Consider the following 25,362-nt stretch of genomic DNA (forward strand, 5'->3'; position numbering starts at 1 on the left):
TGAGAGCTTAATTTTGTTAGCGTAGTTTAGACAGCCAATCGCCAACGGATTGTACAATTTGCACCATGATCAACAGCACAATCACTGTGAGTATCACGACACTAGTGTCAAAACGTTGATAACCATAAGATATAGCAAGGTCACCAATACCGCCTGCACCCACGGCCCCGGCCATCGCGGTTGCACCAATTAAGCTAATCGTGGCTGTGGTTAAGTTTAAAATCAGTGAACTGCGTGCTTCAGGTAAAATAAATTTGAAGATGATTTGTAGCGGAGTTGCACCCATGGCTTGTGCAGATTCGATAATCCCTTCATTCACTTCCAGTAATGAAGTTTCCACCAAACGACCAATGTATGGTCCAACATAAATGGTGAGCGGAACAATCGCAGCCCACGTGCCAATCGATGTACCGACGATGAGTTTGGTTAAAGGTAAAACCGCAATCAGCAAAATAATAAAGGGTAGAGAGCGTAGAGCATTCACAATCGGGTTCAGGCTGTGATAAATCGCTTTATTTGGCAAAATACCATCAGGACGTGTGACCAATAAAATGATGGCCTGAATAAAGCCCCAAATACAGCCGAACAGCATTGCAAAAAACACCATATGAAATGTTTCTTGCAAAGCAGTAATAAACTGGTCAATCGATAAAGAGCTTTTCCAAAAAGGCGCTGTGATTTGAGTTAACCACTGGACAATTAAATCTCTCATGCCTGCTCTCCTGATTGTTCAACAGCCACACCATGTTGTTTTAAAAACTCAACTGCTTCAGCGATCAGACTTTCATCGCCCAAGAGCTGAACAAACATTTGCCCAATCACATTGCCATCAATTTCAATCATGTTGGCAAACAGGATATTGAGACTAATATCAAACCGTTTAATTAAGTTTTGAATTACGGTTTCGTGTGCAGAGTTACCAAGGAACTGTAAGCGGTAAATACTATGATGATGCTTATGTTCGAGGTTATTCAGAAGCTTAATAGGTAACTGTTGATGTAAAATCGTTTGAATAAAATTCTGTGTCGTTGCATGTTGTGGGCGACTAAATAAGTCCACCGTTTTCCCAGTTTCAACCACTTTGCCGAGTTCCATCACGGCCACATGTGAGCAGATGCTTTGTATCACATCCATTTCATGCGTCACCATGACGATGGTAATGCCTTGCTCTTGATTGATTTTTTTGAGCAAGTCTAAAACTGACTTGGTGGTTTGTGGGTCTAGGGCAGAAGTCGCTTCGTCACAAAGTAATATTTTAGGATGGTTGGCAAGCGCACGTGCAATACCGACACGCTGTTTTTGACCACCCGAGAGCTCGTCTGGATAAGCCTCTTTTTTGTGTTTGAGATCAATAAACTCAAGTAGCTCATTCAAACGTTTTTCACGTTCAGCTTTGCTATAACCTAAAAGTTTCATGGGCATTTCAATATTGGCTGCAACGGTTTTGGTTTGCAGTAAGTTGAAATGCTGGAAAATCATGCCAATATTTGCACGTTCTTGACGTAATGCTTTTGCATCTAATGCAGTAAAGTCTTTTTGATTGATAATCACTTGGCCTTGAGTTGGGCGTTCAAGTAAATTGATCAAACGAATGAGGGTACTTTTACCTGCACCACTATAGCCAATAACGCCAAAAATACTGCCTTCTGGAATGTCCAAATTGATTTGGTCCAGTGCAGGAATGGTTTGGCCTTTCAGCTGATAGTGCTTTGAAATGTTTTTAAATTGAATCATATCGTCAAAAACTACACAAAAATGAAAAAACAGGCAAAGAGACTTTGCCTGTTTCGTTGATTTGATTATATTACTATTTAGCTTGAGTAAGGTAGCTTACTGGCTTGTTCACATCAATTTTTGTGCCGCCAAAATGTTCTTGAACATATTTGCCGACTGCAGCGACATGGTAAAGCTCACCGACTTTTTTCAGTACAGGGTCATTTTGACGCGCTTCAGCTACAGCAAGAACGTTTACGTTCATTTTTGTGGTTTGATCGATAGGCTCATAGTAAATCGCATCTTTCAATACGTTTAGACCACCTTCCATTGCAAGGGTATTACCCAAAACAATTGCATCAACTTCGTCTTTCACACGTACAGCCGTTGCCATTTGAATAGGCTTGATGACGAACGCTTTGTTGTTTTCAACGATATCTTTAGATGTGCCTTTCACGAAGTCAAAGTCATTTTTTAACTTCACTAGACCCGCAGATTGTAATAATAACAATGCACGTGATTCGTTCGCACCATCATTTGGAATCGCAATCGTTGCACCATTTTTAAATTCAGCCAGTGTTTTTACTTTGCTTGAATAGATGCCCATTGGCTCTAGATATGTGGTTGAAAGTGGAGCAATCTTCGCTGTGTTCGCTTCGTTGTATGCCACAAGGTAAGCATAAGATTGGAATGCGTTGACATCGACTTCATTGTTTGCAACAGCAGTGTTCATTGCAACATAGTCAGTGAAGTTCTTAATGTCTAACTTTAAGCCAGCTGCTTTAGTTTCTGGCAAAGTTGCAATGTGGCGCCAAATATCAGCATCAGAACCAGTCGATGCGATGGTTACTGTTTGCTCAGCTGCTGCAGTATCCGTTTTAGCCGCATCTGTTGCAGGTGCTTCAGGTTTGCTACAACCCGTTAAAACAACAGATAAACCCAGCGCAATTCCTAGAATTTTTTTCATTTTTTCTTCCCGATTAAGCATCCAAAAGAGGCTTAACTTAGCTGAACAATAGAGAGATCAATTGATTTTAAATCAGGTATTCCTGATTTGATGCATATGACTGTAATGTGAGTTTTGCAAGTGTGCAATTCGATATCAGTCGAATATGTACTTTCTCTTTGGAAAAGATTAACGTTTTCAACTCACTAGAAACATCTCTGCTCAATCGTTAAATTTTGCACATCATATCAACAAAGTAATATTCGATATAGAGCATAAAAGTTCAATACTTATCTGATTTAAAGATTAGTAATTTGCATTTTGTTTGTAATTTTATAATGAAAACAATATATTATTTTTAATTAATCTATTTAAAAATAATAATTTGCATAAATTTTGTGCTTTATAAGATTTTATCTAAACTAAATACAAAAAATAGATATAACGAGTATAAAGTGCAAAAAGTATGTCTCAGAGTACAGGATGAATATAGCTATATCTTTAGAACTTGATTTATATTCATACGGATATATTTAAAAAAATTCGCAGCGGTTTGCAATAAAAAAACCCGCATTTAGCGGGTTTTTACGGTATGAATGTTTTTAAGCATTTTCACGCGCAATAGCACGATAACCAATATCTGTACGATATTGCATACCTGTAAATGTAACTTGACCACAAACTTCTAAAGCATTGACTTGCGCTTCAAGTACGGTATCGCCAAGAGCTGTGACACATAAAACACGACCACCCGCAGTCAAGATGTGACCGTCGGCACTCATTGTAGTGCCCGCATGGAAGATTTTTGTGTTCTCAGGAGATTGACCAAGACCAGAGATTACGTCACCTTGACGAACGGTTTCTGGGTAACCTTCTGCTGCTAGGACAATACCAATTGATTTGCGTTCATCCCATTCAGCTTCTACTGGAAGATTACCTGCAATACCAGCTTCAACCAGATCGACCAATGATGATTTTAAACGCATCATAATCGGCTGAGTTTCAGGGTCACCAAAACGACAGTTGAACTCGATCACTTTTGGTTGACCTTTGTCATCAATCATCAAGCCTGCGTATAAGAAACCTGTATAAACGTGACCGTCTTTTTTCATACCTTCAACGGTAGGACGCATCACTTCATTCATGGTTTTTTCAAATACATCTGCAGTCACCACAGGAGCAGGAGAGTAAGCACCCATACCACCCGTGTTTGGACCTTGGTCGCCTTCAAAAATACGCTTATGGTCTTGAGATGTTGCCATTGGTAAGATGTTGTCGCCATCAATCATACAAATGAAAGACGCTTCTTCACCAGCAAGGAATTCTTCGATCACAACACGAGAACCAGCATCACCAAACTTGTTGCCCGCCAGCATGTCATCAATCGCATCAAAAGCCTCTTGATTGGTCATGGCTACAATTACGCCTTTACCCGCAGCAAGACCGTCGGCCTTGATCACGATTGGTGCGCTATTTTTTTCAACAAATGCTTTCGCTGCATCGACTTCAGTAAATACATCGTAGAACGCGGTAGGAATGTTGTGGCGTTTTAAGAAGTGCTTAGCAAAAGCTTTCGAGCCTTCTAGTTGGGCAGCAAATTGAGTTGGCCCCCAAATTTGAAGCTCTGCCGCGCGGCAAGCATCCACTACACCATTTACCAGTGGTGCTTCTGGACCCACAATAATCAAATCTACTGCATTATTTTTTGCAAAGTCGATAATTGCAGCATTGTCTAAAATGTTGAGTGCAACATTTTCACATTTGTTTTCTGTTGCAGTTCCTGCATTACCTGGTGCAACAAAAACTTTTGCAACTTTTTCATCTTGCGCGATTTTCCATGCCAATGCATGTTCACGACCGCCATTACCCAAAACTAAAATGTTCATCGGTTCATACTCCATGAATCGAAATGACATAAAGTCCTCAGCCTAAGAAGGAGAGGACTTTATGTAAGATTTAGAAATCTGTTTTAAACCACATGTATGACTTTGTCATTACGGTCTGCATCTATCACTTAGTGACGGAAGTGACGCATGCCCGTGAAGACCATCGCAATACCTGCTTCGTCTGCAGCAGCAATGGTTTCTTCGTCACGCATAGAACCACCCGGTTGGATAATACATTTAATGCCTGCTTTCGCTGCATTATCAATACCATCGCGGAATGGGAAAAATGCATCAGACGCCATTACAGCACCTTCAACCACTAAACCTGCATGTTCCGCTTTAATCGCAGCAATACGCGCTGAGTTAACACGGCTCATTTGACCTGCGCCTACACCAATGGTTTGACGACCTTTAGCATAAACAATGGCATTTGATTTCACGTATTTTGCAACTTTCCATGCAAAAATTAAGTCATCAATTTCAGCATCCGTTGGGGCGCGTTTCGTCACGACTTTTAAATCATCTTTAGTGATCATACCTAAGTCTTGGTCTTGAACCAATAAACCACCATTGACGCGTTTATAGTCTAATTGTGGCGCACGCTCATCAAGTGCAGGTAATTCACCACAAACCAGAACACGAACATTTTTCTTCGCGCCAGTGACTTCAAGCACACCTTCAGCAATGCTTGGTGCAATAATCACTTCAACAAACTGACGGTCAACAATTGCTTGTGCAGTTGCAACATCTAATTCACGGTTGAATGCAATGATGCCGCCAAAAGCTGATTCAGGATCTGTTGCATAAGCCAAGTCATATGCCGCTTGAATACCATCTAAAGACACCGCAACGCCACATGGGTTTGCGTGTTTAACGATGACACAAGCAGGTTTTGCAAATGATTTCACACATTCAAGTGCGGCATCTGTATCTGCAATGTTGTTATAAGACAGTTCTTTACCTTGAAGTTGTTTCGCTGTTGAAACAGAAGCTTCAGTTGCTGTGCTTTCTACATAGAATGCTGCTGACTGATGCGGGTTTTCACCATAACGCAAGTCTTGAGCTTTATTTAACTGTGTATTGAACGTACGTGCAAACTTGTCTGCTTGACCTTCTTCTTTGCCTACGCGAGCGCCTAGGTAAGAAGCAATCATGCCATCATACTGTGCTGTATGTTCAAATGCTTTAACTGCTAAGTCAAAACGAGTTTCGTAAGACAAAGCACCATTTGTTTTTAGTTCAGCAACAACAGTGTCATAGTCTGTAGCATTGACCACAATACCGACAGAAGCATGGTTTTTCGCAGCAGCACGCACCATGGTTGGGCCACCGATGTCGATATTTTCAATCGCATCTGCAAGTGAGCAATTTGGTTTAGCGACTGTTGCAGCAAATGGATAAAGGTTCACAACCACAAGATCGATCGCATCGATGTTGTGTTCAGCCATCACAGCTTCGTCTAGACCGCGACGAGCTAAGATACCACCATGAATTTTCGGGTGTAGCGTTTTTACACGACCATCCATCATTTCTGGGAAACCAGTATGCTCTGAAACTTCAACTACAGCGATATTGTTGTCTTTTAACAACTTATATGTACCGCCAGTAGATAAAATTTCTACCCCTAGAGCAACAAGGTTTTGAGCGAACTCAACAATGCCAGTTTTATCGGAAACAGAGATTAAAGCGCGTTTAATGGTCATGATCTTCGTCACAGTTATCAAGAATTAAAACAAAAAGCCAAAAATAGCAGGTAAAAAAAATGCCCGCGGAAGCCGCAAGCATTTTATCATTTATTCACTCATTAAACCGTGAGCTTTTAACTTTTTACGTAAAGTTCCACGGTTAAGTCCTAGAATCTCCGCAGCACGTGTTTGGTTACCGCGGGTATATTCTAAAACTACAGATAGAAGAGGTTTCTCCATTTCTGCCAGCACCATGTCGTAGACCTGAGATGGTTGCTCGCCTTGCAGTTGTGCAAAATAGTGGCGAACTGCGCGATCTACGTGAATACGAAGAGCGACATCAGACTGTGCAGTAAAAATAGGAGATTTGCTATTCATGCGAAGTAATCCGAAAAATCTAAATATCACTTGGGTAAAGTGACATATATAAAGTGGTCTAAAATTAAAATGAACTTCGTTTTAGATCCTAAAACGACTAGTTCTAAAACTGTACATTTAGCATGCCACAATATCGCTAAGTTGGTCGAAATATAAGCGTAACAATAGTTAAATATTTGTTACCGACCTTTTTTAAACAAAAAAATCTGCTCAATACGCGATATTTCGATAACGCGCATTTTTGCTGATGTTCTATTTGTATTAAAAGACTGAGGAGATTGCAGCACTAAGCTTTTGTGGCGCGTATCATACCATTGTCTAAGAAAAAGTGAGCAAGAAAACTGCATTTTTTTTCACTTTTTTTACATTTTTTTTAAATTTTAGGGCTGGACTATTTCTAAACTGTAATGATTGAAGCTTTTACGGCTGACTGGCAGGCTAAATTTGAATTTGAACGGACTATTTTTAGGAATTCGTTTGATTCCAACCAGACTATCAATCAAATATTCATTTGCATGTAGTTGATAGGTTGAATCGACTTCACCATCCACTTTTAAAATGACCTTAAGATCTGGTAGAGGAAGACTGGTGTCATGATAATTGATCAGTTCACCTGAAAATTGAGTTTTCTGTGCATCGAGACGTTTTACTTTTAATTTATTAATGCTGATCAGACTGTAACGTTCTTGTAGGCTGCTACAGTTCAGTACAAGACAAATTTTATTATAGGTTGCGCCTAATGCGGGGCTGTTATTCAGGATATGTGGGTTAAACCATAAGTATTGGAAACACAATAAAGCCAATAAGCTGAAGTTAATCACACCCCAAAGCATATAGTACATTGGGCTTTTTTGCGGTTTCGCTGGATTGTTGTCTGCCAAATTCATGGCAGGATAGTTACCAATCGGGTCGGTACTAAAATAGTTTAAATTGTTTAAATAGGTTTTGAGGTCAATGTTGGAGTGCTCAACTTTCAGGTTGAAAATATCAAGTAAATTTGATGTCGACATTGAAAGCGCAGCAGATTGTGATAAATCAAAATGAATGCTGTCTACACGAGGAGAGGAAAATGCTGAATTTGAAGACATGCTCATGTCATTCTGATTCGCCGATTTTTCCTCACCTGTGTCAAAAGTATGACCCGTGGTTAAATGCGAGAGCGCATTAAAGGTCATCGAACACTTTGGGCAACAAACCATACCTTGCGCAACAGTGAGTTGTGCAACACTTACTTTGTAGATGGTTAGGCATTTAGGGCAAGAGGTTTGTTTGTCGCTCATAGTGTATTAAGAGTTCATTTAAAGGGTGTGGCGTTTACCCGAGATTCGGCACCAGTTTTCATCACGTTTCTCGACCTCTAATATATCAAAAAACTCAGAATAAACACTAGAAACATCAGAAACTTGCTCTTCAATTACACCTGCAAGTGCGAACTCTCCCTCAGATTTGACCAAAGTTGCGAATTCCGGCGCTAACATCATAAGCGGGCCTGCCAAAATATTTGCAACAAAGACATCTGCTTTTTGGTCAGCCAGCTCTAAATTAAACTCATCTGGTAAGCCGACATAAAGGTTCTCAGCCACGCCATTGAGTGCCGCATTTTGTTCAGTGGCTAAAATTGCTTGTGGATCAATATCTGTGGCATAGACTTTTTTTGCACCTAGAAGTAGAGCAGCAACACCTAAAATACCTGAACCACAACCATAGTCGATCACGATTTTATCTTTAACATCAGTTTTACCTAACCACTGCAGGCAAAGAAAAGTAGATGCATGGTTCCCCGTACCAAAAGCTAAGCCTGGATCAAGTTTAATGTTAACGGCATCTGGTTCTGGTGCTTCCATCCATTCAGGAACGATCCAGTATTTGTCAGCAATTTGAATTGGTTCGTAGGCATCCATCCATGTGCGTTCCCATTCTTGGTCTTCAAGAAATTCGCTACGCATCGGTGCATCAGGCATTTGAGTGCGAATAAAAGTTTCTAATGCATTCACATCAATTTCTTCGTCGTCTTCTTGCGCATAGATACCGGTCACAATGACTTTATTCCAAAGTGGCGTTTCACCTGGAAGTGGTTCAAGTAAGTCTTGGTTTTCTGCATCATCTAATGTGACACTGACTGCACCCAAAGATTCTAAAAGGGTTTCAGTAAAATCGACTTGCGCTTGATCAACCGTAATATGAATTTGTAACCACTTCACAGGAATAACCTAATATTTATGTATAAATAAATATTGTAGCGGAACGGGGGGCAGTTCGACAGCATTCCTCGAAATAAAAAAGGATGCCGAAGCATCCTTAGACCTACATCAGTTCTAGGCTTGTTCTGTACTGGTTTGAACCGATGGGGTATAACGGTTGAGTAATGTCCCAAATATGGCAGCAAAAATATACATAAAAATAGAATAGACCGCTGCGGGCATGGCAATGGTAGTACTGGCCATCACGGTGAGTGCAATAGTCATGGCAAGGGTACTGTTATGAATGCCAATTTCAAAGGCACAAGCCCGTGCTTGGGCACTGTTGATCCCCAGTAGTCGCGGTATAAAATAACCAATCATTAAACTACAAATACAGAAAATGACTGTGGCTAAACCGACCTGAGTCAGATACTCCAGAATATGGGCGCGTTCTTTGGCTATTGCGCCAACAATGATTAAGACCAAAAATACAACAGAAAAAATACGTAAGGGTTTATTCAGCTTCTTGGTAAAAGAGGGTGCATAGTGGCGAATCAACATACCAATACAGACAGGGATAAGAATAATTGAGAAAACCTGTAAGATTTTACTAAACTGCATACTGACGTGTTGTCCATCCTGCATAAAGTACTGAATGGCAAAGTTGACAATTAGCGGTAAGGTAAACGCTGCAATAACGGAGTTAATGGCTGTTAATGTAATATTGAGCGCAATATCACCTTTAAACAAATAGCTAAATAAATTTGCAGTACTGCCACCAGGAGAAGCTGCTAATAGCATTAAGCCGACGGCAAGCAGTGGCGGTAAGTTGAGTACTTTGCAAATTACAAAGGCAATCCCAACAAGAAGTACCAACTGACAAAATAAAGCAACCAATACTGCTTTGGGATGTTTGCTGACGCGTGCAAAATCCTTCGGGGTTAACTCTAAGCCCAAACCAATCATGATGATGGCAAGAGCTAGGGGTAACATAATAGTGATAATTCCTGAATCCATAGGTGTATATTCTCCTTAAAATTATATAAATCATGACCGTGAAATTATTCAGCTGCGGTCTCTTTCTTCAAAAATAAACTGTCATTTCTTCGCGAGATTAATAGGCCCAATAACGCAGCAAATACAAACATGAAAATAGAATAAATACCGGCAGGAATGGCCATGGCAGTGTTGCCTAAGACTGACAGGGCAACTGTAATGGCAAGTGCGGTGTTGTGAATGGTGATCTCAAAAGAGCAGGTTAAGGCTTGTTTTTCTGGAATATTGGCCAGATGTGGCACAAAAAAACCAATAAACATGCTACAGAAGCAGAATAAGGCTACGGCTGGCCCAATCTCAAACACATATTCAACAAAATTATGTCGCTCTAAGTACAGTGCGAGAAAAAAGATAAAAAGGAGACAGCTCGCAGACAAAATACGCATTGGGCGGTTTAATTTGTCGGCAAGTTTTGGGAAGTAATAACGTAAAAACATGCCCATACTGACAGGAAGTAGGGTAATAAAAAAAACTTTCATCATTTTCATGGCGGGCATGTCAACGGGTTGTGATGTTTGTAGAAAGTACATCAGTGAAAAATTAATAATAAAAGGGAGAGTTAGTGTTGAAATGATGGAGTTCGTGGCTGTAAGAGTAATGTTGAGCGCAACATCACCTTTAAATAAATAGGTCAAGAGGTTTGACGTTGGTCCACCTGGTGAGGCTGCAACGAGCATCAAACCAATCGCGAAAATAGGCGCTAAACTTAAAAACTGGCAAATGAGGAAAGCAATGCCCACCAGTAGAACCAACTGTGAAAATAACGCGATGAAAATGACTTTAGGGTGCAGTGTGAGGCGATAAAAATCGGCTGGGCGTAGGTGTAAACCAAGACCCATCATCATTAATGCCAAAGTCAAAGGCAAAAAAACTGTAAACAATTCCGAATCCATGGAATACCTTTTTTATTCGTTTTTATCTTTTGTGTTTTTTGAGTGTATACAGAATTCAATAATTTACAAGGTAGAAAAAAGGGTAAAAAATGGACTATTTTTTACCCTCAATACAGCATGAACTTTAAATTGTTTAGCTTACATTCTTGGTTTAGGCGCTACAAAACCAAGGGCACATTTGCCTTTGATTTCTTTACCTTCGATATTGATTGATGTCGCTTTTGAGTCGCCTTGGCAAATGCTGGCTAACTCAGCTTCATCACCATGAATATTGGCATTTTTTGAGCTCGGGAAAAATTGAGTTTCACAGGTACCATTCCAAATAATGCCTCGATAGACAAAACTAACCGCTGTTCCTTGTGACTTGCCTTTACAGACTTGTTGATAACGTTGACTATCATAGACCTTTTCAACTTTGTCGTTGGCTGATACAAAAGGCGAAAAAAATAAACCGCAGAGAATGGATGAAAAAAGAATTTTCTTATTCATAATGCTTACCTTTGGTTGTTGTATGATTAACTTATAGGATAAAAAATGATCAAATTAATACAAGGCTTTTCAGGTAACAAAACGCATCCTTTGTTGAGTTTTTGCTACTGCTCTGCAAGTAAAATTACATAAACCTAGCGCTGGCGCAGTAAGCACAGCACCGCATATACAATAAATTCCACGGAATCTGTCAACTTACAATCGAAAATTTGCTATAATCTTTCGTTATCATTTTTTAATCTCCTTTACCACTATGCATTATCCTAAAGTTTACGATGTCATTGTTATCGGCGGCGGTCACGCAGGTACAGAAGCAGCATTGGCTGCGGCACGTATGGGGCGACAGACTTTACTCTTAACTCATAATATTGAGACTTTAGGGCAGATGAGCTGTAATCCAGCAATTGGTGGTATTGGTAAATCGCATTTGGTGCGTGAAATTGATGCCTTGGGCGGTGCAATGGCATTGGCTGCCGATAAAGGTGGTATTCAGTTCCGTATCCTAAACTCACGTAAAGGTGCAGCCGTTCGTGCAACACGTGCACAGGCAGACCGTATTCGCTATAAAGCCGCGATTCGTGACACTTTAGAAAACCAAGCAAATCTCGATATTTTCCAACAAGCCGCAGACGACCTGATTGTTGAGGGTGATACTGTAAAGGGCGTTGTAACTCAAACGGGTATTCGCTTTGATGCGAAAACAGTTGTACTCACCGCAGGGACGTTCTTGGGTGGTGTAATCCACGTTGGTCTTGAAAAATCAAGTGGCGGCCGTGCAGGTGATCCACCTTCAATTTCACTGGCACACCGTTTACGTGAATTGAATTTGCCCGTGGGTCGTTTAAAGACAGGTACGCCACCACGTATTGATGCGCGTTCGGTTGATTTTTCTGTGATGATTCCACAGCCGGGTGATTTCCCATCACCGACTATGTCATTCATGGGTGATGCATCTATGCACCCTGAACAAGTGAATTGTTATATTACCCATACCAATGAAAAAACCCATGACATCATCCGCGGCGGTTTAGACCGTTCACCGATGTACACTGGTGTTATTGAAGGCGTGGGCCCACGTTACTGCCCATCCATTGAAGACAAAATTCACCGCTTTGCCGATAAAGACTCACACCAAGTATTTTTAGAGCCTGAAGGCCTAGATACACATGAGCTTTATCCAAATGGTATTTCAACTTCACTTCCGTTTGATGTACAGTTTGAGCTGGTTCGTTCAATTCGCGGAATGGAAAATGCGCACATTTTACGTCCGGGTTATGCTATCGAGTACGATTATTTCAACCCGCAAGCATTGAAATTTACTTTAGAAACCAAAGCCATCAATAACTTGTACTTTGCCGGTCAAATCAATGGTACGACAGGTTATGAAGAGGCGGGTGCGCAAGGTCTACTAGCAGGCTTAAATGCTGCGCGTCGTGCGTGGGATCAAGAGCAATGGACACCAAAACGTGATGAAGCCTATATGGGCGTATTGGTGGATGACTTGATTACGCTCGGTACGAAAGAACCATACCGTATGTTTACTTCACGTGCCGAATATCGTTTGATGCTACGTGAAGACAATGCGGATCAACGTTTAACCCCAGTAGGCCGTGAAATGGGCTTGGTAGATGACGAGCGTTGGGCTGCTTACTGTGAAAAAATGGAAGCCGTTGAACAAGAAACTGGTCGCTTACAACACCTTTGGGCAGCACCAAACAACCCAATGGGTAAAAAGTTTGTCGAAATGACAGGTGCGGATTTATCGAAAGAGTGTTCTGCGATTGATTTGTTAAAACGTCCGAATATTTCATTTGCTCAAATTGCGGAGCTCACAGGTTCTGAAGTCTCTGCACAAGTGGGCGATCAAATTGAAATCGCGGTGAAATATGCAGGTTATATTAACCGTCAGCATGAAGATGTCGCGCAAATGAAGCGTTTGGAAGAAACTAAAATTCCAGCCGATTTTAATTATGATGTCGTTTCAGGCTTATCTCGTGAAATTACTTTAAAATTGAAAGATGTACGTCCTGAGACATTGGCACAAGCAAATCGTATTCCGGGGGTAACACCTGCAGCAGTGCAATTGATCATGATTACGATTCGTAAAAATGCACAAGCGAAAAAATCTGCTTAAGATTTTGAGTTAATAAAAGCCCGCCAAGTGCGGGTTTTTATTAGTTAGATTAGGTATTAGCTATATTTTTTTATCTAAATTATTTAAGGTAGAAATGGCTTCATTATAGTTGTATCTCAAGTCTTGATCTTCGGGTTTAAGCTTTAATGTCTTTTCAAAATACTGAATTGCTTTTTTTGCTAGATTTATATCATTTTTTAATTCAGCAAGAGCACATAGGCTGATAGCATAATTTTCTAAATTACTTACATGATTTGGTTCAATATTTAATACATTTTCACAAATATCTTTTGCTTTTTCAAAAATGTACTCATCTTCATTGATTTTAGCTACTCCTAAAAGGCAAGTGATATAGTTTGTTAAGACATTCAGATCTTGAGGCTTTAGTTTTTTAGCTTTCTCTAATTGCATTAAAGCATGGTTATATAGGTTTGAGTCTTCATTCAATTGAGCTAAATAAAAAATGGCAATACCATAATCGATAAGAATTTGAACATCATTAGGAATTATCTCTAATGACTTTTTATAAAATTTAAAAGCCTCATTAAATAGACTCTCGTTACCGCTAAGTAAAGCCAATTTTTTATATGCATTTGCATAGTTTTTTAAAAAAATAGGATCACCTTGTAATTCATTTAGTAAATTTTTATAGAACCCTATGGCTTTTAAGATAAGATGCTTATCTTTTTTGAAAGCCCCTATTTGAGTTAGAACGATTGCATATCCTTGAATTAGTTTTAGGTCTGTTATTTTAGGATTTATTTGAAAGCATGTTTCGAAATAGTTTAATGATTTCTCTAAGTAATCCTGTTTACCAGTTAAAGCGCATTGAATTCCGACTTCTGCGTAAGCTTGGTAGAAGTTAATTTGCAAAGTTATCGCTTTGTCAAAATATTTTTGAAATTGATGGTCATCTTTAGTTAAAAAATTTAATGCCTTACCTAAATACGCAGAAGCAACAATTTTTGAAATTGGTTTTAGGGTTAAGTCGAGTGTTTTAGCTTGATTGATAATGTAATCAAATTTACTAGTATGTAATGCCTCTGCTAATTTGATAATTGTAAAATTTGGTTTATTTATATCTACAATAGCTAGAGTTTTCTTCGTGTCCTCTAATATATCAACCTCAGTATCTGATGTTGGTAGTGGGAATTGATTAACTAACTCACAAATTCCTTTTAAATGATTAATTGGGTCTTTAAATAATTCTGTAGGAAAGCATTTTAACTCTATTGCGAGTTCAAGAAGGAATCGGTCAGCATCCTGTTCACCAATAAAATTTCTATGATTAGGGTTCACGTCAATAAATTGCTTCACATTATTGTTTGGCTCTTTTACATAATCAATCCAAAATAAACGATGTTGCCCAATAAAACCTTCATCGACAAGTTTAAAGAATGAATCTGCTCCACCGCTATAGCCAATAAATAATGTGGGTGAGTTATTAATAGTATTTTTAATAAAATTATTTAATTTTTCAGCTTGTTTTTTAGTATCAATATCTGAGTTTGCAAGTTGAAAACCACTCCATTGTCCATGAAGGTGCACAATAGATTGATTGGGAATAGCAGAAAAGTATTCTTCTGAGAGAACTTTCAGATCATAAGTTGGTGGGAAAAAATTATCTAAGCTACATGCACGATTAAGAATATTATCAAAATTGAAAGTTAGAACTTTACCAATATAGCCTTCCTTCAAAAGACTGGCTAAAGCGATATGTGCCCAATTGATTTTTGCTTTTGAAATGTGTTTTTCTATCAGAGTTTTTTGTTCATGTGGGGTAAGCTTCCCCATACATGAACCATAATCTTTTTTCTGAGTATCAGTTAATGCTCTAAGATTGCTTTTGAATTTTTTATTAATTTCGGCTACAAGTTCGTTCGCTAAAGGCATTCCTGCACTTTTGGAACAGCCTGCACCTGTGAAAATAATGACAGGTAAACCTTGTTTTTTATTATCTTTTAAAGTTTTGGCAATATCTTTAACTGAAAAAATCATTTTATAACTTATTAAAAAATATAATTTTTTTATTATATGGAATTTAAATCAAATTAACACTGATTTTTCTCTTAAAAAAACCGCATTATCATAGGTTTTTTATAGCTTAATTTTAGTGAATCAATTTTGAGTATGATTTGATCATAAGGTCTGTTTTTTGTTTTGGCAGATAAACAAAGCAAAATAGTTGTTTAAGATAAAAACAGATAAAAATAGCCAATCATGTTATTTCACAAAAGTATCGCCATCCTTTAAATTGATTTTACGTTCTTAACATGAGGTCAATACCATGACGATGAAATCGATCCGTTTTAACAGTGGAGAGCTTGCATGCCAATGCTAGTTTGTATCAATCACCAAAAACAGCGCACTTATCTTGGTTTAGGGGAGGCATTAAACCAAGATAAGCAATGAAAACGACAAACCCAAGCAATTCAAATATCTAATACCAAAAAGACTGTAAAGCCCCGAATACTTGGGGCTTTTTTTATTTTAGTCGGTGATGGTCTGATTAACTGCATCACGAACTTCTTTGGGTTCAATGTGACTAATTTTATGCCCAAAACTACGTAACCACCACACCAGTTGATTGGTAAAAGGGACGGTCGCATGAACCAAGATTTGCCCATTTCCAAGCGGTTCTAAAACCTGATTGGTACTGAGTTTGGTTTCCTCCAAATACAGCGCATCTATTTCAGTCATGGTCAGGGTAAGTGCAACGGTTTCTGTAGGTTTTGAAAAGTCTACACGGAAACCTAATGCACCCGATTCGATGTATTCATCGATATCAAAATTGACTGGGTGTAAGGCACGAGTGGTTAAAACCGTCGCTGATTTGAAACGGTGCAGTGCAAAGGTTTGAATATCAGTTTTGTCGTGGCGGGTACAAATCAAATAAATAATTGCACCTTTTTGAACCAGTGCCAGCGGATTGAGCGTATAGGTTTTTGCTTCAACCGCTTGGTTTAAGCCTTGATAAACGCATTCCAGCTGTTTGTCTTGGAGTAGTCCTTCATAGATGGCTTGCTGTGCTGTTTTCTCCACAATCGGGGGAATCAGCGGTTGTGTCGCAGGGACAATGCGTACGCGGTTAATCCATTGGCGTACATTGTTTTGAGTAGAGAGGCTACGACGTGCTAAGTCAAACCATGGGTTCATTTCTTCAATTAAGCTGGGAGGAAGAAGATGTTTAAGATGTTCTTCAACCATCATAAACGTCACCGCCTGAGAGCTGGTCATGTGCGGTAAGCTTTGAATTGGAGCGTCAGAACGCCAACGCCAGCCTTGAGGCACAGCCCCATTGTTTTCAATCGGGAAGCGTTGAGAGATTTGGTTTAAATCACGTTGAATGGTTCGCAAAGTAATATCGATGCCTTCACGTTGTAAAATCTCTTGCAGTTCTCGAGTTCCCATCCATTTTCCAGTGGAAAGGCGAGACAAAATTTGCCATTGGCGATAGAGACTATTGGACGTTTCTTTTTCTTGTATAGACATAGTTTAATAAAATATAGGAGTCGAAATTACTTACTTGAATGTGAACACAATAAGAAAACTCATTCGTTTAAGCAAGCTTTGCTTGAAATTTTTCAGTTATATTTTTTGACACAACTTAATGCGAAATAGAATTGAAGCAATGCGTTTTTTATCGATTAATAAACAAAGCATCTTTAGAAATCCATGGCATAGATATTGCTTCGTATGGGTTACATATCGATAACAATTGAGAGGTTTGTATGTTTAAAGAAGATAAAGATACAAATGTAAATACGATGTTGGACGGATATAAGCTTAACTCTCCTGTATTAAATCCGATTCACTCTCATGATCGTCTATCGAGCCAGTCTGTTGGATTGTTTCATCAAATGACCTCGAATTTCTTTAATGAAATGACAGATGACCAAGCGATGTCTGGTGTGGCTTGTGCGCGTATTGAGCACTGGTTGTCACAGCATAGTGTGCAAGAACTCGAAGAATTGAACCAAATTGCCAAACAGCATTTTTTATATGAAGGTATTACGTTTACTGTATATGGTGAATCTGAGGGCATTGAGCGCACCATTCCTTATGATTTAATTCCACGTGTGATCGCTAAACAACAATGGAATAAAATTTCCCTTGGTTCTGCACAACGTGTGCGGGCTTTAAATCTATTTTTACATGATATTTATCATCAACAAGACATTCTCAAAGCGAAGATTATTCCAGAACTGCAAGTGTTGACGCATGAAGCTTATCAACCGCATATGTATGAGCATCGTTTAAAAGGTCAGATATATAGCCAAATTAGTGGGATTGATATTATCCGTGATGGGCAGGGTGAGTTTTATGTACTTGAAGATAATTTAAGAACGCCGTCGGGTGTGTCTTATATGCTTGAAAGTCGTAAGATTAGTGAAAAACTTATGCCTGATTTAATGCAGAAGAACCATATTTTAGGCATAGAACAATACCCACAATTACTTAAGCAAATCTTGGCTGAAAATGCGTATGTCGATCAGCCTTTCATCGTGGTGTTGACACCGGGACGTTTTAATAGTGCCTATTATGAACATGCTTTTTTAGCCCGTGAAATGGATGTGCCTTTGGTGACATCGCGCGATTTGTTTGTGGAGCATGATAAAGTCTATGTCAAAACCATTCGTGGCCGTCAACGAGTAGATGTGATTTACCGCCGTTTGGATGATGCATACCTTGACCCGCTGTGCTTTATGCCGAATAGCACTTTAGGTGTCGCAGGGTTGATGTCGGCTTATTTGAGTCATAACGTGGTCATTGCGAATGCACCAGGCACAGGGGTTGCGGATGATAAATCGATTTATCCTTATGTCGATAAAATGATTCAGTTCTATTTAGGTGAACAACCTATCTTAAAAAATGTTCCGACATATCAATGCCGTGACAAGCAGGATTTGGCTTATGTACTGGAGAACCTTGAGCAGTTAGTGGTCAAAGAGGCGCAAGGTTCGGGTGGATATGGTATGCTGATTGGACCGCAAGCCTGTAAAAGCCAAATTGAGCAATTTAGAGATAAGCTCATGGCGACACCGCATTTATATATTGCCCAGCCCACATTAGAGCTTTCTGTCAGTCCAACCATGACTGAATCGGGTGTTTCTGAGCGTCATATTGACCTTAGACCGTTTGTGCTCAGTTCACCGTATCGTACCGAAATTGTCCCTGGCGGTTTAACACGTGTTGCGATGAAAGAAGGTTCGTTGGTGGTCAACTCATCCCAAGGAGGAGGAATTAAAGACACTTGGGTCGTGGAAAACTTACATTCATAAAATAAACAAATATGAGGGTAGAACTATGATTTTATTAAGCACCAATGCTGAAAATATTTTTTGGTTAGGGCGTTATTTAACACGTACTCAATATTTGTGTGCTCAGTTTCCGTTTACCCAAGATCAGCCTGCAATGGATTATGCGCATGCATTTTGTTTGCCTGCTTTTGATGCGTGTTCACTGAATGAGCTGATTTTAAACCCAAACAATCCTGCTTCATTTAACCAGCAATTTCAAAGCGCCAAGAGTAATGTTCAAGACTTACGCGGGATTTTATCTGCAAAGGCCTATGCAGAACTGAATCAATTTATCAAAAATGCCACTGAAAATACCGCCTACATTTGTGATGTGGTTGGAGAGTGTCAGGATGTACTTGAGTCTGAAGCCAGTGATGTCTTTTTATTCTTTAGTTTGGGGCAAATGATTGAGCAGCTTGACCGTCAAATTCGCCTGAAACAAGATGCACAAAATACTTTAGTTGAAATAGAAAACATCGTCATGTTGTTAAAAGAAATGGGCTGGCTAAATTTGGCACAGGCTTGGCTAGAGCTCAAATCACAACCTGATGCGATGAATTTTTATCATTTTAGTGATTATATTCAACAATTGTTTGAGGTTGATGTATGAAACTTATGATCAATCACCAAACGCATTATCAATACAGTGAATTGGCGCTGAACAGCATTCAATATATCAAAATGACACCCACGAATAATTCGCACCAAAAGGTATGTCACTGGCATGTGAGTGTGCCAGGAGAGCGTGAAGAAAAACGGGATGCGTTTCATAATATTTGGATTACCAGTTCGCAACGTGAAGCCTATCAACAGCTGACCATAATGGCGCAGGGCATTGTTGAAATTAATAGCTTGGCAGAACATGGCATCCAAGATCGACTGAATCCCAATTTATTTTTACAGCCGACGCCCAATACCCAGTGCAATGCCGAAATGAAGGCATTTGCACATCAGTATGTGCCTGAGCTGAATCGGGAAAATTTGATGAAACTGTCAGAAGCCGTTTTAGCGCATATTCCTTATGTATCTGCCGAAACCTCGGTGCTCACTTCGGCAATCGATGCATTCAATGGGCAGCAAGGCGTATGTCAGGACCATAGTCATGTTTTTATTGCCATGTGTAAGCATCTTGGCTTACCGGTACGTTATGTATCGGGGTATTTGCATGTACCTGAAACTTCACACCTCGCCAGTCACGCGTGGGCCGAGGTGTATATTGATGATGCATGGTATTGTTTTGATACCAGTAATCAATTGTTCAAACCACAGTCACATATCTATGTAGCTATTGGGCGTGATTATTGGGATGTGGCTCCCGTTCGTGGCGTACGTGAAAAAGGTGGGGTGGAATCGATGCATTCCATGGTACAAGTTTTAAGTTGTTAAGGTTTAGCTGAAAAAGGATGTTCTATGACCTATTGTTGTGCACTTCGTCTGCAAGATGGTTTGGTTTTTATAAGTGATACGCGTACGAATGCAGGTGTAGACCATATATCCGTGTTTAGGAAACTGTATACATTTGGTGTAGAGGGTGAACGCTTTATTGCGATTCAAACCTCAGGAAATTTAGCAACAACTCAAGCAGTGATTGGACATTTAAAAAATCATCTGGAGTTAAGCCAAGAACCGAATTTATATAGTGTCAATACCATGTTCGAAGCGGCTGAGTTGGTCGGACATACTTTGAAAAAAGTCTTGGCGGATATGGCGCCGGACACGCAGGAACAGAGTAATTACTACTGTAGCTTATTGGTCGGTGGACAAATTAAAGGGGCAGAAATGCAACTTTATAATATCTACCCGCAAGGGAATTTTATTTGTGCGACCAAAGATACGCCGTATTTTCAAATTGGTGAAAGTAAATATGGCAAGCCTATTCTAGATCGTGCATTACGGTATGACATGCCCTTAGACGAAGCGGTGAAGTGTAGTTTGATTTCTTTTGATTCAACCTTGCGTTCCAATGTTTCTGTAGGTTTGCCCTTAGATGCTTTGGTGTACACGAGAGATAGTTTACATATTCCAGTGGGTAAGCGGATTGATGAAGAGGATCCGTATTTTTCAAGCATCAGTAAGCAATGGTCGGATACCTTAAGAAAAGGATTACAAGAATTGGCAAAGCCGACGGATGACTATTTAGTATAAACCTGCTAAATGCTAAAAATAATGAAATCAATAAATTGGGGAAGTCTATGCAGCAAATTTGCTATGCAAGTACTTCAACTTCGGATCAGGTACAGCTTCTTCAAGATGTTCGAGACATTTTAAGCGAAGCGCGTGATTTTAATGCATTGCATAATATTTCAGGTGTTCTTTATTATGCTGATCAGCATTATTTCCAGTGCTTAGAAGGGGATGAAGCTGCTTTAGAATTATTAATGTCGAAATTATTGAAAGACCCTAGACATAAAGATATCAAAGTCTTTGAGGCAAAAACTATTCACGCGGCACATTTTAGAGCTTGGGGCATGAAGTATGTGCAACGTATGAGTAGTGTACATACCAAAATGCGTGAGATGGGTTTTGCAACATTTGAACCGCAGAGCATGAGTCAACAACAAATTGAACAGCTATTGCAAGACCTTTATGATGCCGGGCCTGATGAGAGTCTAGGTTGAAAAAAGCCCAAGTTCTACTTGGGCTTTTATGGCTAGATTTGCTTACGTGTAGGGCGATTGCTTAACCGGCAAAGTAGCTCATAGCCAATGGTTCCATTGGCTTCCGCAACATCGTCAACTAAGCGGCTTTCACCCCAGAGCTCAACTTTTGTACCGAGTCTGGCGTTTAACCCCGTCACATCGATTGCAATCATGTCCATTGCTACTCGGCCCACAACAGCTACTGCCTGACCATCTATAGCAACATAGTTTTGCTTTGGAAATGCACGTGGATAGCCATCACCATAACCAATCGAAACAATGGCCAGTTCAGTTTCTTGGTTTGCGACAAAATGTGAACCATAGCCGACACCTTCACCTGCTTGAATGGTATTTAATGCAATAATTTCTGCAGTGAAAGTCATAACTGGCTTTAAGTCCAAGTCGTGTGCATTTTTATCGGCAAAAGGTGATGCACCGTACAGCATGATGCCAGGACGAACAAAATCAAAATTAAGTCCAGGCCATTTAAAAATAGCAGCTGAGTTACAACATGAGGCTAGGATGGGTGAACACGCTTCTTTGATGTGTAGAAATTGCGCACGTTGCTGTTCATTGAGTGGGTGATCCGCATCGGCATTGGCAAAGTGCATTGCTAGGACACATGTAAAGCCTTCTGCTTTTAAAGTGTTGATGACATCAATGATTTCGGCAACTTTAAAGCCTAAACGGTTCATACCGCTATTGAGTTTTACCCATACTTTAAGCTTTTGTGCGATATACGCGGTTTTATGTGAGATTAACCAATCGACTTGTTGTTGCTGATGAACCACACACTCGATATTTTGCTCAATGACGGTTTGCATTTCATCTGCTGAGAAAACACCTTCAATCAGTGTAATCGGTTGTGTAAAGCCGAGTTCACGAATCTCTAATGCTTCTTCTAAACAGGCGACGCCAAAGGCATCGGTTTCACTTAAGGCTGCTAAACAGTCTTTGACTCCGTGTCCATAAGCATTGGCTTTGACCATGCTGACGATTTTCGCGTTTGGGGCAAGTTGTTTGACACGGTTTAAATTATATTGCAGCGCTTGGCTATCAATATAAACTGTTGCTTGACGCACCCTAATTACTCCTACAGGGTCATGGAAAGGCGACGATGAGGCTTTAATTATTCCTCATCATCGTACTGAGCATAAAACTCAGGGGATAAGTTACTAAAGCGGGTATATTGGCCTTCAAAAGCAAGTCGAACGGTACCAATAGGGCCGTTACGTTGTTTACCAATAATAATTTCGGCAGTGCCCGCTTCTTTGGACTCTTTGTTATAGACTTCGTCACGGTAAATAAACATGATTAAGTCGGCGTCCTGCTCGATCGCACCGGATTCACGTAAGTCTGACATCACGGGACGTTTGTTTGGGCGGTTCTCGAGGGAACGGTTAAGCTGCGATAGTGCAATCACAGGGCACATCATTTCTTTGGCAAGAGCTTTTAGGCTTCGTGAAATTTCTGAAATCTCACCGACACGGTTATCACCCATACCTGGTACTTTCATCAGCTGTAAGTAATCGACCATGATGCAGCCGAGTTTACCATCGTGCTGTTTGGCAATACGACGTGCGCGAGCACGAACTTCTGTAGGTGGAAGAGCAGAGGAGTCATCGATATAGAGCTTTTTCTCTTGCAGTTGCAAAATGGTGCCCGTAACTTTTGACCATTCATCGCCATCGAGTTTACCTGAACGTAAATGGCCCTGATGGACTTTCCCGTAAGATGAAATTAAACGCATGGCGATGGAGTCGGCTGGCATCTCCATGGAGTAAACCAAGGCAGGTAAGTCATTATTAAACAGCACGCTTTCCACTAAATTCATGGCAAAAGTGGTTTTACCCATCGATGGACGCGCTGCAACAATAATCAAATCACCTGCTTGCATGCCCGAGGTTTTATTGTCGAGTTCAAGAAAGCCTGTAGTTAAGCCTGTAATGCTGCCTTCCATTTGCGACAGCTCATTAAGCTTATCAAATACATCAGCTACAACTGTATTGATGGCTTTAGGCCCTTGAGCTTTGGCATTGTTATTGTGTTGTTCTGCCAAAGAGAAAATATTAGTTTCGGCCAAATCTAAAATTTCACTGACGTTACGACCTTTGGTGTCATAGGCATTTTGTAAAATTTCAGAACTAACCTTGATCATGCTGCGCAAAGTCGAAAATTCTTTGATCTTGATGGCATAAGTTTCCATGTTATAGAAACTAGACGGGGAGTCTGCCATCAATTGCATCAGGTACTCTTCACCACCAACCGCATCGAGTAGGTTTTGTGTGGTGAGCCAGTCATGAACTAAAACCGCATCATAGGGTGAGCTGTCTTTGGAGAGTTGCGCAATCGCGCGGAAAATATATTTATGGCGCGTCGCATAAAAGTCATTTTCAGTTAGGACATCGCCAACTTGTTCAAAGGATTCAGCAACCGTCATTAAAGCGGCAAGTACGGCTTGTTCCAATGCTAAGTTATGCGGAGGTGTACGGAATTCTTTCAGTTGCCCCGACTCATTCGGTTTATTGTCTTGTTTCGATGAGCTCTTTTGAGCAGTGGCATTCGCCTGTGACATATAACGCCCTGATTTTTAATACAGTAAGAGGGATAACTTAAGATAAATTTCACTGTAAATTTGGAAAAAATTACAGTCATTTAACTCTATGCACTTTATCAAAAAATGCAGCTGCTGTGTGCTGAATTCAAGGCTTATGGATAAAACCCATAATATTCAAATTTGGCATTTTATGGAGCAGACTGATGAGGTTTTAAGCTGAGCGATGAAACTACTTTTTCATAGAGATAAAAAAAGAGCATGCAAAAGCATGCTCTTTTTTTTGCAGGAAATTACTCAGATACGATAGTAACGAGAACTTCAGCAACAACATCATGGTGCAATTGGATTGCGATGTTGAATTCGCCAGTGTGACGAAGTGCACCGTTCGGTAAACGAACTTCTGCACGGTCAACTTCAAGACCAGCATTTGTTAACGCGTCAGCGATATCACGAGTACCGATAGAACCGAATAGTTTACCTTCGTCACCAGCTTTCGCAGTGATTACGATGTTAACTTCGTCTAATTGGCTAGCACGTGCTTGAGCAGCAGCTAAAACATCAGCTTCAGCTTTCTCAAGTTCAGCGCGACGAGCTTCAAAAGCAGCAGTGTTAGCTTCAGTAGCAGCTACTGCTTGACCTTGAGGGATAAGGTAGTTGCGGCCGTAACCAGCTTTAACTGAAACTTTATCGCCTAATTTACCAAGGTTTTTAATGCGTTGTAATAAGATAATATCCACAGCTCAACCTCACTTATGATTGTCAGTGTAAGGGATCAAAGACAAGTAGCGAGCTTGTTTAATAGCAAGCGCTAATTGACGTTGGTAACGAGCTTTAGTACCTGTAATACGGCTAGGAACAATCTTGCCGTTTTCAGTGATGTACTGTTTTAAAGTGTCGATATCTTTGTAGTCGATGTACGTAACGTTCTCAGCTGTAAAGCGGCAGAACTTGCGACGACGGTAAAAACGTGCCATTGATGTTCTCCTTATGCTTCAGCAGAGTCTTGAGCTTGTTGTGCTTCTTCACGTTGAGCTTTACGCGCACGTTTTTCTTCAGCACTCTTAGCCAATAGTGACTCTTCAGTGATAGCGTTCTCACGACGGATGATAAGGCTACGAATAATTGCATCGTTGTAACGGAACAATTCTTCTAACTCATCAAGAGTAGTTTGACCACACTCAACATTCATAAGAATGTAGTGAGCTTTGTGGATCTTGTTGATTGGGTAAGCCAATTGACGACGGCCCCAGTCTTCAAGACGGTGAATTTGACCTTCAGCTTCTTTGATGTGAGTTAGGTAGCGTTCTACCATACCAACGACTTGATCGCTTTGATCAGGGTGTACTAAAAGTACGATTTCGTAATGACGCATTGTCAGCTCCTTACGGTTTAAACAGCCCCTAACAAAAAAGTTGTTAGAAGCAAGGAGTCACAACCAAGGTTGTGTCGCATTAGATGCGAAGGGGGAATTTTAGAGACTTTGCGCGCCAAATTCAAGAACTTCTC

At 40.1% G+C, this 25,362-nt stretch carries 24 protein-coding genes; 6 read left to right on the plus strand and 18 right to left on the minus strand.

All coding sequences use genetic code 11. From position 1 onward, the window contains the following. Positions 1 to 16 precede the first annotated feature (16 nt). The 11 genes from AC0KVP_RS05930 to AC0KVP_RS05980 form a co-directional block, all read right to left on the minus strand. Positions 17 to 712: a methionine ABC transporter permease gene (locus AC0KVP_RS05930; RefSeq protein WP_004696373.1), complete on the minus strand. Its 696-nt coding sequence runs from the start codon at positions 710 to 712 to the stop codon at positions 17 to 19. Next, a complete protein-coding gene (locus AC0KVP_RS05935) occupies positions 709 to 1,734 on the minus strand; it encodes a methionine ABC transporter ATP-binding protein (RefSeq protein ID WP_473339617.1) in 1,026 nt (341 codons plus the stop codon). Before AC0KVP_RS05935 ends, AC0KVP_RS05930 begins: the two co-directional genes overlap by 4 nt. A gap of 73 nt (positions 1,735 to 1,807) precedes the next feature. Beyond that, positions 1,808 to 2,680, minus strand: coding sequence for a MetQ/NlpA family ABC transporter substrate-binding protein (locus AC0KVP_RS05940; RefSeq protein WP_087012428.1), 873 nt, complete (start codon positions 2,678 to 2,680; stop codon positions 1,808 to 1,810). A 581-nt stretch (positions 2,681 to 3,261) separates the two neighbouring features. Continuing rightward, positions 3,262 to 4,545: a phosphoribosylamine--glycine ligase gene (gene purD / locus AC0KVP_RS05945; RefSeq protein WP_473339619.1), complete on the minus strand. Its 1,284-nt coding sequence runs from the start codon at positions 4,543 to 4,545 to the stop codon at positions 3,262 to 3,264. 128 nt (positions 4,546 to 4,673) lie between these two features. Continuing rightward, the gene (gene purH / locus AC0KVP_RS05950) at positions 4,674 to 6,248 is read right to left on the minus strand and encodes a bifunctional phosphoribosylaminoimidazolecarboxamide formyltransferase/IMP cyclohydrolase (protein ID WP_183172828.1); all 1,575 of its coding nucleotides are present in this window, start codon (positions 6,246 to 6,248) and stop codon (positions 4,674 to 4,676) included. A 90-nt stretch (positions 6,249 to 6,338) separates the two neighbouring features. After that, entirely contained in the window at positions 6,339 to 6,608 is a 270-nt protein-coding gene (fis, locus tag AC0KVP_RS05955; RefSeq protein WP_001086304.1) for a DNA-binding transcriptional regulator Fis, read from the minus strand. A gap of 380 nt (positions 6,609 to 6,988) precedes the next feature. Then, positions 6,989 to 7,888 carry a DUF3426 domain-containing protein gene (locus AC0KVP_RS05960; protein ID WP_224468835.1) on the minus strand — a complete coding sequence of 300 codons (900 nt, stop codon included), beginning with the start codon at positions 7,886 to 7,888 and terminating at the stop codon, positions 6,989 to 6,991. An 18-nt stretch (positions 7,889 to 7,906) separates the two neighbouring features. After that, entirely contained in the window at positions 7,907 to 8,809 is a 903-nt protein-coding gene (gene prmA / locus AC0KVP_RS05965) for a 50S ribosomal protein L11 methyltransferase (RefSeq protein WP_004696394.1), read from the minus strand. 114 nt (positions 8,810 to 8,923) lie between these two features. Beyond that, positions 8,924 to 9,805, minus strand: a complete 882-nt coding sequence (locus AC0KVP_RS05970; RefSeq protein WP_224468858.1) for a bile acid:sodium symporter family protein — start codon at positions 9,803 to 9,805, stop codon at positions 8,924 to 8,926. A gap of 44 nt (positions 9,806 to 9,849) precedes the next feature. Beyond that, positions 9,850 to 10,737, minus strand: coding sequence for a bile acid:sodium symporter family protein (locus AC0KVP_RS05975; protein ID WP_224468860.1), 888 nt, complete (start codon positions 10,735 to 10,737; stop codon positions 9,850 to 9,852). Positions 10,738 to 10,875: 138 nt separating this feature from the next. Beyond that, complete coding sequence (locus AC0KVP_RS05980; RefSeq protein WP_473339621.1) at positions 10,876 to 11,226, minus strand: hypothetical protein; 351 nt, start codon at positions 11,224 to 11,226, stop codon at positions 10,876 to 10,878. A gap of 253 nt (positions 11,227 to 11,479) precedes the next feature. On the opposite strand from AC0KVP_RS05980, the gene mnmG reads away from it, so the two are divergent. After that, the gene (gene mnmG / locus AC0KVP_RS05985) at positions 11,480 to 13,360 is read left to right on the plus strand and encodes a tRNA uridine-5-carboxymethylaminomethyl(34) synthesis enzyme MnmG (RefSeq protein WP_125274430.1); all 1,881 of its coding nucleotides are present in this window, start codon (positions 11,480 to 11,482) and stop codon (positions 13,358 to 13,360) included. A 60-nt stretch (positions 13,361 to 13,420) separates the two neighbouring features. Here the strand turns inward: mnmG and AC0KVP_RS05990 are convergent, their stop codons facing one another. Together AC0KVP_RS05990 and AC0KVP_RS05995 are read right to left on the minus strand one after the other, a co-directional pair. Further along, positions 13,421 to 15,358 carry an SIR2 family protein gene (locus AC0KVP_RS05990; protein ID WP_473339623.1) on the minus strand — a complete coding sequence of 646 codons (1,938 nt, stop codon included), beginning with the start codon at positions 15,356 to 15,358 and terminating at the stop codon, positions 13,421 to 13,423. A 492-nt stretch (positions 15,359 to 15,850) separates the two neighbouring features. Next, the gene (locus tag AC0KVP_RS05995; protein ID WP_234950383.1) at positions 15,851 to 16,852 is read right to left on the minus strand and encodes a helix-turn-helix transcriptional regulator; all 1,002 of its coding nucleotides are present in this window, start codon (positions 16,850 to 16,852) and stop codon (positions 15,851 to 15,853) included. A gap of 239 nt (positions 16,853 to 17,091) precedes the next feature. On the opposite strand from AC0KVP_RS05995, the gene AC0KVP_RS06000 reads away from it, so the two are divergent. Genes AC0KVP_RS06000 through AC0KVP_RS06020 form a run of 5 tightly spaced genes read left to right on the plus strand, consistent with a single transcriptional unit; the run spans position 17,092 to position 21,278 of the window. Then, positions 17,092 to 18,642 carry a circularly permuted type 2 ATP-grasp protein gene (locus AC0KVP_RS06000; protein WP_473339624.1) on the plus strand — a complete coding sequence of 517 codons (1,551 nt, stop codon included), beginning with the start codon at positions 17,092 to 17,094 and terminating at the stop codon, positions 18,640 to 18,642. A gap of 25 nt (positions 18,643 to 18,667) precedes the next feature. Beyond that, complete coding sequence (locus AC0KVP_RS06005) at positions 18,668 to 19,270, plus strand: alpha-E domain-containing protein (RefSeq protein WP_004982053.1); 603 nt, start codon at positions 18,668 to 18,670, stop codon at positions 19,268 to 19,270. Continuing rightward, on the plus strand, positions 19,267 to 20,046 hold the full coding sequence (locus tag AC0KVP_RS06010) for a transglutaminase family protein (protein ID WP_473339626.1): 780 nt from the start codon (positions 19,267 to 19,269) through the stop codon (positions 20,044 to 20,046). The genes AC0KVP_RS06005 and AC0KVP_RS06010 overlap by 4 nt, the downstream gene beginning before the upstream one ends. A 24-nt stretch (positions 20,047 to 20,070) precedes the next feature. Then, entirely contained in the window at positions 20,071 to 20,805 is a 735-nt protein-coding gene (locus AC0KVP_RS06015) for a proteasome-type protease (protein ID WP_004696423.1), read from the plus strand. A 47-nt stretch (positions 20,806 to 20,852) separates the two neighbouring features. Continuing rightward, the gene (locus AC0KVP_RS06020) at positions 20,853 to 21,278 is read left to right on the plus strand and encodes a BLUF domain-containing protein (RefSeq protein ID WP_473339629.1); all 426 of its coding nucleotides are present in this window, start codon (positions 20,853 to 20,855) and stop codon (positions 21,276 to 21,278) included. Between the two features lie 32 nt (positions 21,279 to 21,310). On the opposite strand, the gene alr is transcribed toward AC0KVP_RS06020, so the two are convergent. The 5 genes from alr to rpsF form a co-directional block, all read right to left on the minus strand. Next, positions 21,311 to 22,381 (minus strand): alanine racemase, encoded by a 1,071-nt coding sequence (gene alr, locus AC0KVP_RS06025; RefSeq protein WP_184119022.1) that lies wholly within the window; start codon positions 22,379 to 22,381, stop codon positions 21,311 to 21,313. 47 nt (positions 22,382 to 22,428) lie between these two features. After that, on the minus strand, positions 22,429 to 23,874 hold the full coding sequence (gene dnaB, locus AC0KVP_RS06030; RefSeq protein ID WP_473339632.1) for a replicative DNA helicase: 1,446 nt from the start codon (positions 23,872 to 23,874) through the stop codon (positions 22,429 to 22,431). A gap of 272 nt (positions 23,875 to 24,146) precedes the next feature. After that, positions 24,147 to 24,593, minus strand: coding sequence for a 50S ribosomal protein L9 (gene rplI / locus AC0KVP_RS06035; protein ID WP_004696433.1), 447 nt, complete (start codon positions 24,591 to 24,593; stop codon positions 24,147 to 24,149). Between the two features lie 9 nt (positions 24,594 to 24,602). Next, a complete protein-coding gene (gene rpsR / locus AC0KVP_RS06040) occupies positions 24,603 to 24,830 on the minus strand; it encodes a 30S ribosomal protein S18 (RefSeq protein ID WP_004278792.1) in 228 nt (75 codons plus the stop codon). An 11-nt stretch (positions 24,831 to 24,841) separates the two neighbouring features. Continuing rightward, complete coding sequence (gene rpsF, locus AC0KVP_RS06045; protein ID WP_004696436.1) at positions 24,842 to 25,228, minus strand: 30S ribosomal protein S6; 387 nt, start codon at positions 25,226 to 25,228, stop codon at positions 24,842 to 24,844. Between the last annotated feature and the right edge of the window lie 134 nt (positions 25,229 to 25,362).

This window comes from Acinetobacter sp. DL27 (assembly GCF_055810995.1).

Excerpts from the sequence above, each read along its gene's own strand:
- AC0KVP_RS05930 (WP_004696373.1), bottom strand. The coding sequence starts at position 712 with ATGAGAGATTTAATTGTCCAGTGGTTAACTCAAATCACAGCGCCTTTT.
- AC0KVP_RS05935 (WP_473339617.1), bottom strand. The coding sequence starts at position 1,734 with ATGATTCAATTTAAAAACATTTCAAAGCACTATCAGCTGAAAGGCCAA.
- AC0KVP_RS05940 (WP_087012428.1), bottom strand. The coding sequence starts at position 2,680 with ATGAAAAAAATTCTAGGAATTGCGCTGGGTTTATCTGTTGTTTTAACG.
- purD (WP_473339619.1), bottom strand. The coding sequence starts at position 4,545 with ATGAACATTTTAGTTTTGGGTAATGGCGGTCGTGAACATGCATTGGCA.
- purH (WP_183172828.1), bottom strand. The coding sequence starts at position 6,248 with ATGACCATTAAACGCGCTTTAATCTCTGTTTCCGATAAAACTGGCATT.
- fis (WP_001086304.1), bottom strand. The coding sequence starts at position 6,608 with ATGAATAGCAAATCTCCTATTTTTACTGCACAGTCTGATGTCGCTCTT.
- AC0KVP_RS05960 (WP_224468835.1), bottom strand. The coding sequence starts at position 7,888 with ATGAGCGACAAACAAACCTCTTGCCCTAAATGCCTAACCATCTACAAA.
- AC0KVP_RS05970 (WP_224468858.1), bottom strand. The coding sequence starts at position 9,805 with ATGGATTCAGGAATTATCACTATTATGTTACCCCTAGCTCTTGCCATC.
- AC0KVP_RS05975 (WP_224468860.1), bottom strand. The coding sequence starts at position 10,737 with ATGGATTCGGAATTGTTTACAGTTTTTTTGCCTTTGACTTTGGCATTA.
- AC0KVP_RS05980 (WP_473339621.1), bottom strand. The coding sequence starts at position 11,226 with ATGAATAAGAAAATTCTTTTTTCATCCATTCTCTGCGGTTTATTTTTT.
- mnmG (WP_125274430.1), top strand. The coding sequence starts at position 11,480 with ATGCATTATCCTAAAGTTTACGATGTCATTGTTATCGGCGGCGGTCAC.
- AC0KVP_RS05990 (WP_473339623.1), bottom strand. The coding sequence starts at position 15,358 with ATGATTTTTTCAGTTAAAGATATTGCCAAAACTTTAAAAGATAATAAA.
- AC0KVP_RS05995 (WP_234950383.1), bottom strand. The coding sequence starts at position 16,852 with ATGTCTATACAAGAAAAAGAAACGTCCAATAGTCTCTATCGCCAATGG.
- AC0KVP_RS06000 (WP_473339624.1), top strand. The coding sequence starts at position 17,092 with ATGTTTAAAGAAGATAAAGATACAAATGTAAATACGATGTTGGACGGA.
- AC0KVP_RS06005 (WP_004982053.1), top strand. The coding sequence starts at position 18,668 with ATGATTTTATTAAGCACCAATGCTGAAAATATTTTTTGGTTAGGGCGT.
- AC0KVP_RS06010 (WP_473339626.1), top strand. The coding sequence starts at position 19,267 with ATGAAACTTATGATCAATCACCAAACGCATTATCAATACAGTGAATTG.
- AC0KVP_RS06015 (WP_004696423.1), top strand. The coding sequence starts at position 20,071 with ATGACCTATTGTTGTGCACTTCGTCTGCAAGATGGTTTGGTTTTTATA.
- AC0KVP_RS06020 (WP_473339629.1), top strand. The coding sequence starts at position 20,853 with ATGCAGCAAATTTGCTATGCAAGTACTTCAACTTCGGATCAGGTACAG.
- dnaB (WP_473339632.1), bottom strand. The coding sequence starts at position 23,874 with ATGTCACAGGCGAATGCCACTGCTCAAAAGAGCTCATCGAAACAAGAC.
- rpsR (WP_004278792.1), bottom strand. The coding sequence starts at position 24,830 with ATGGCACGTTTTTACCGTCGTCGCAAGTTCTGCCGCTTTACAGCTGAG.
- rpsF (WP_004696436.1), bottom strand. The coding sequence starts at position 25,228 with ATGCGTCATTACGAAATCGTACTTTTAGTACACCCTGATCAAAGCGAT.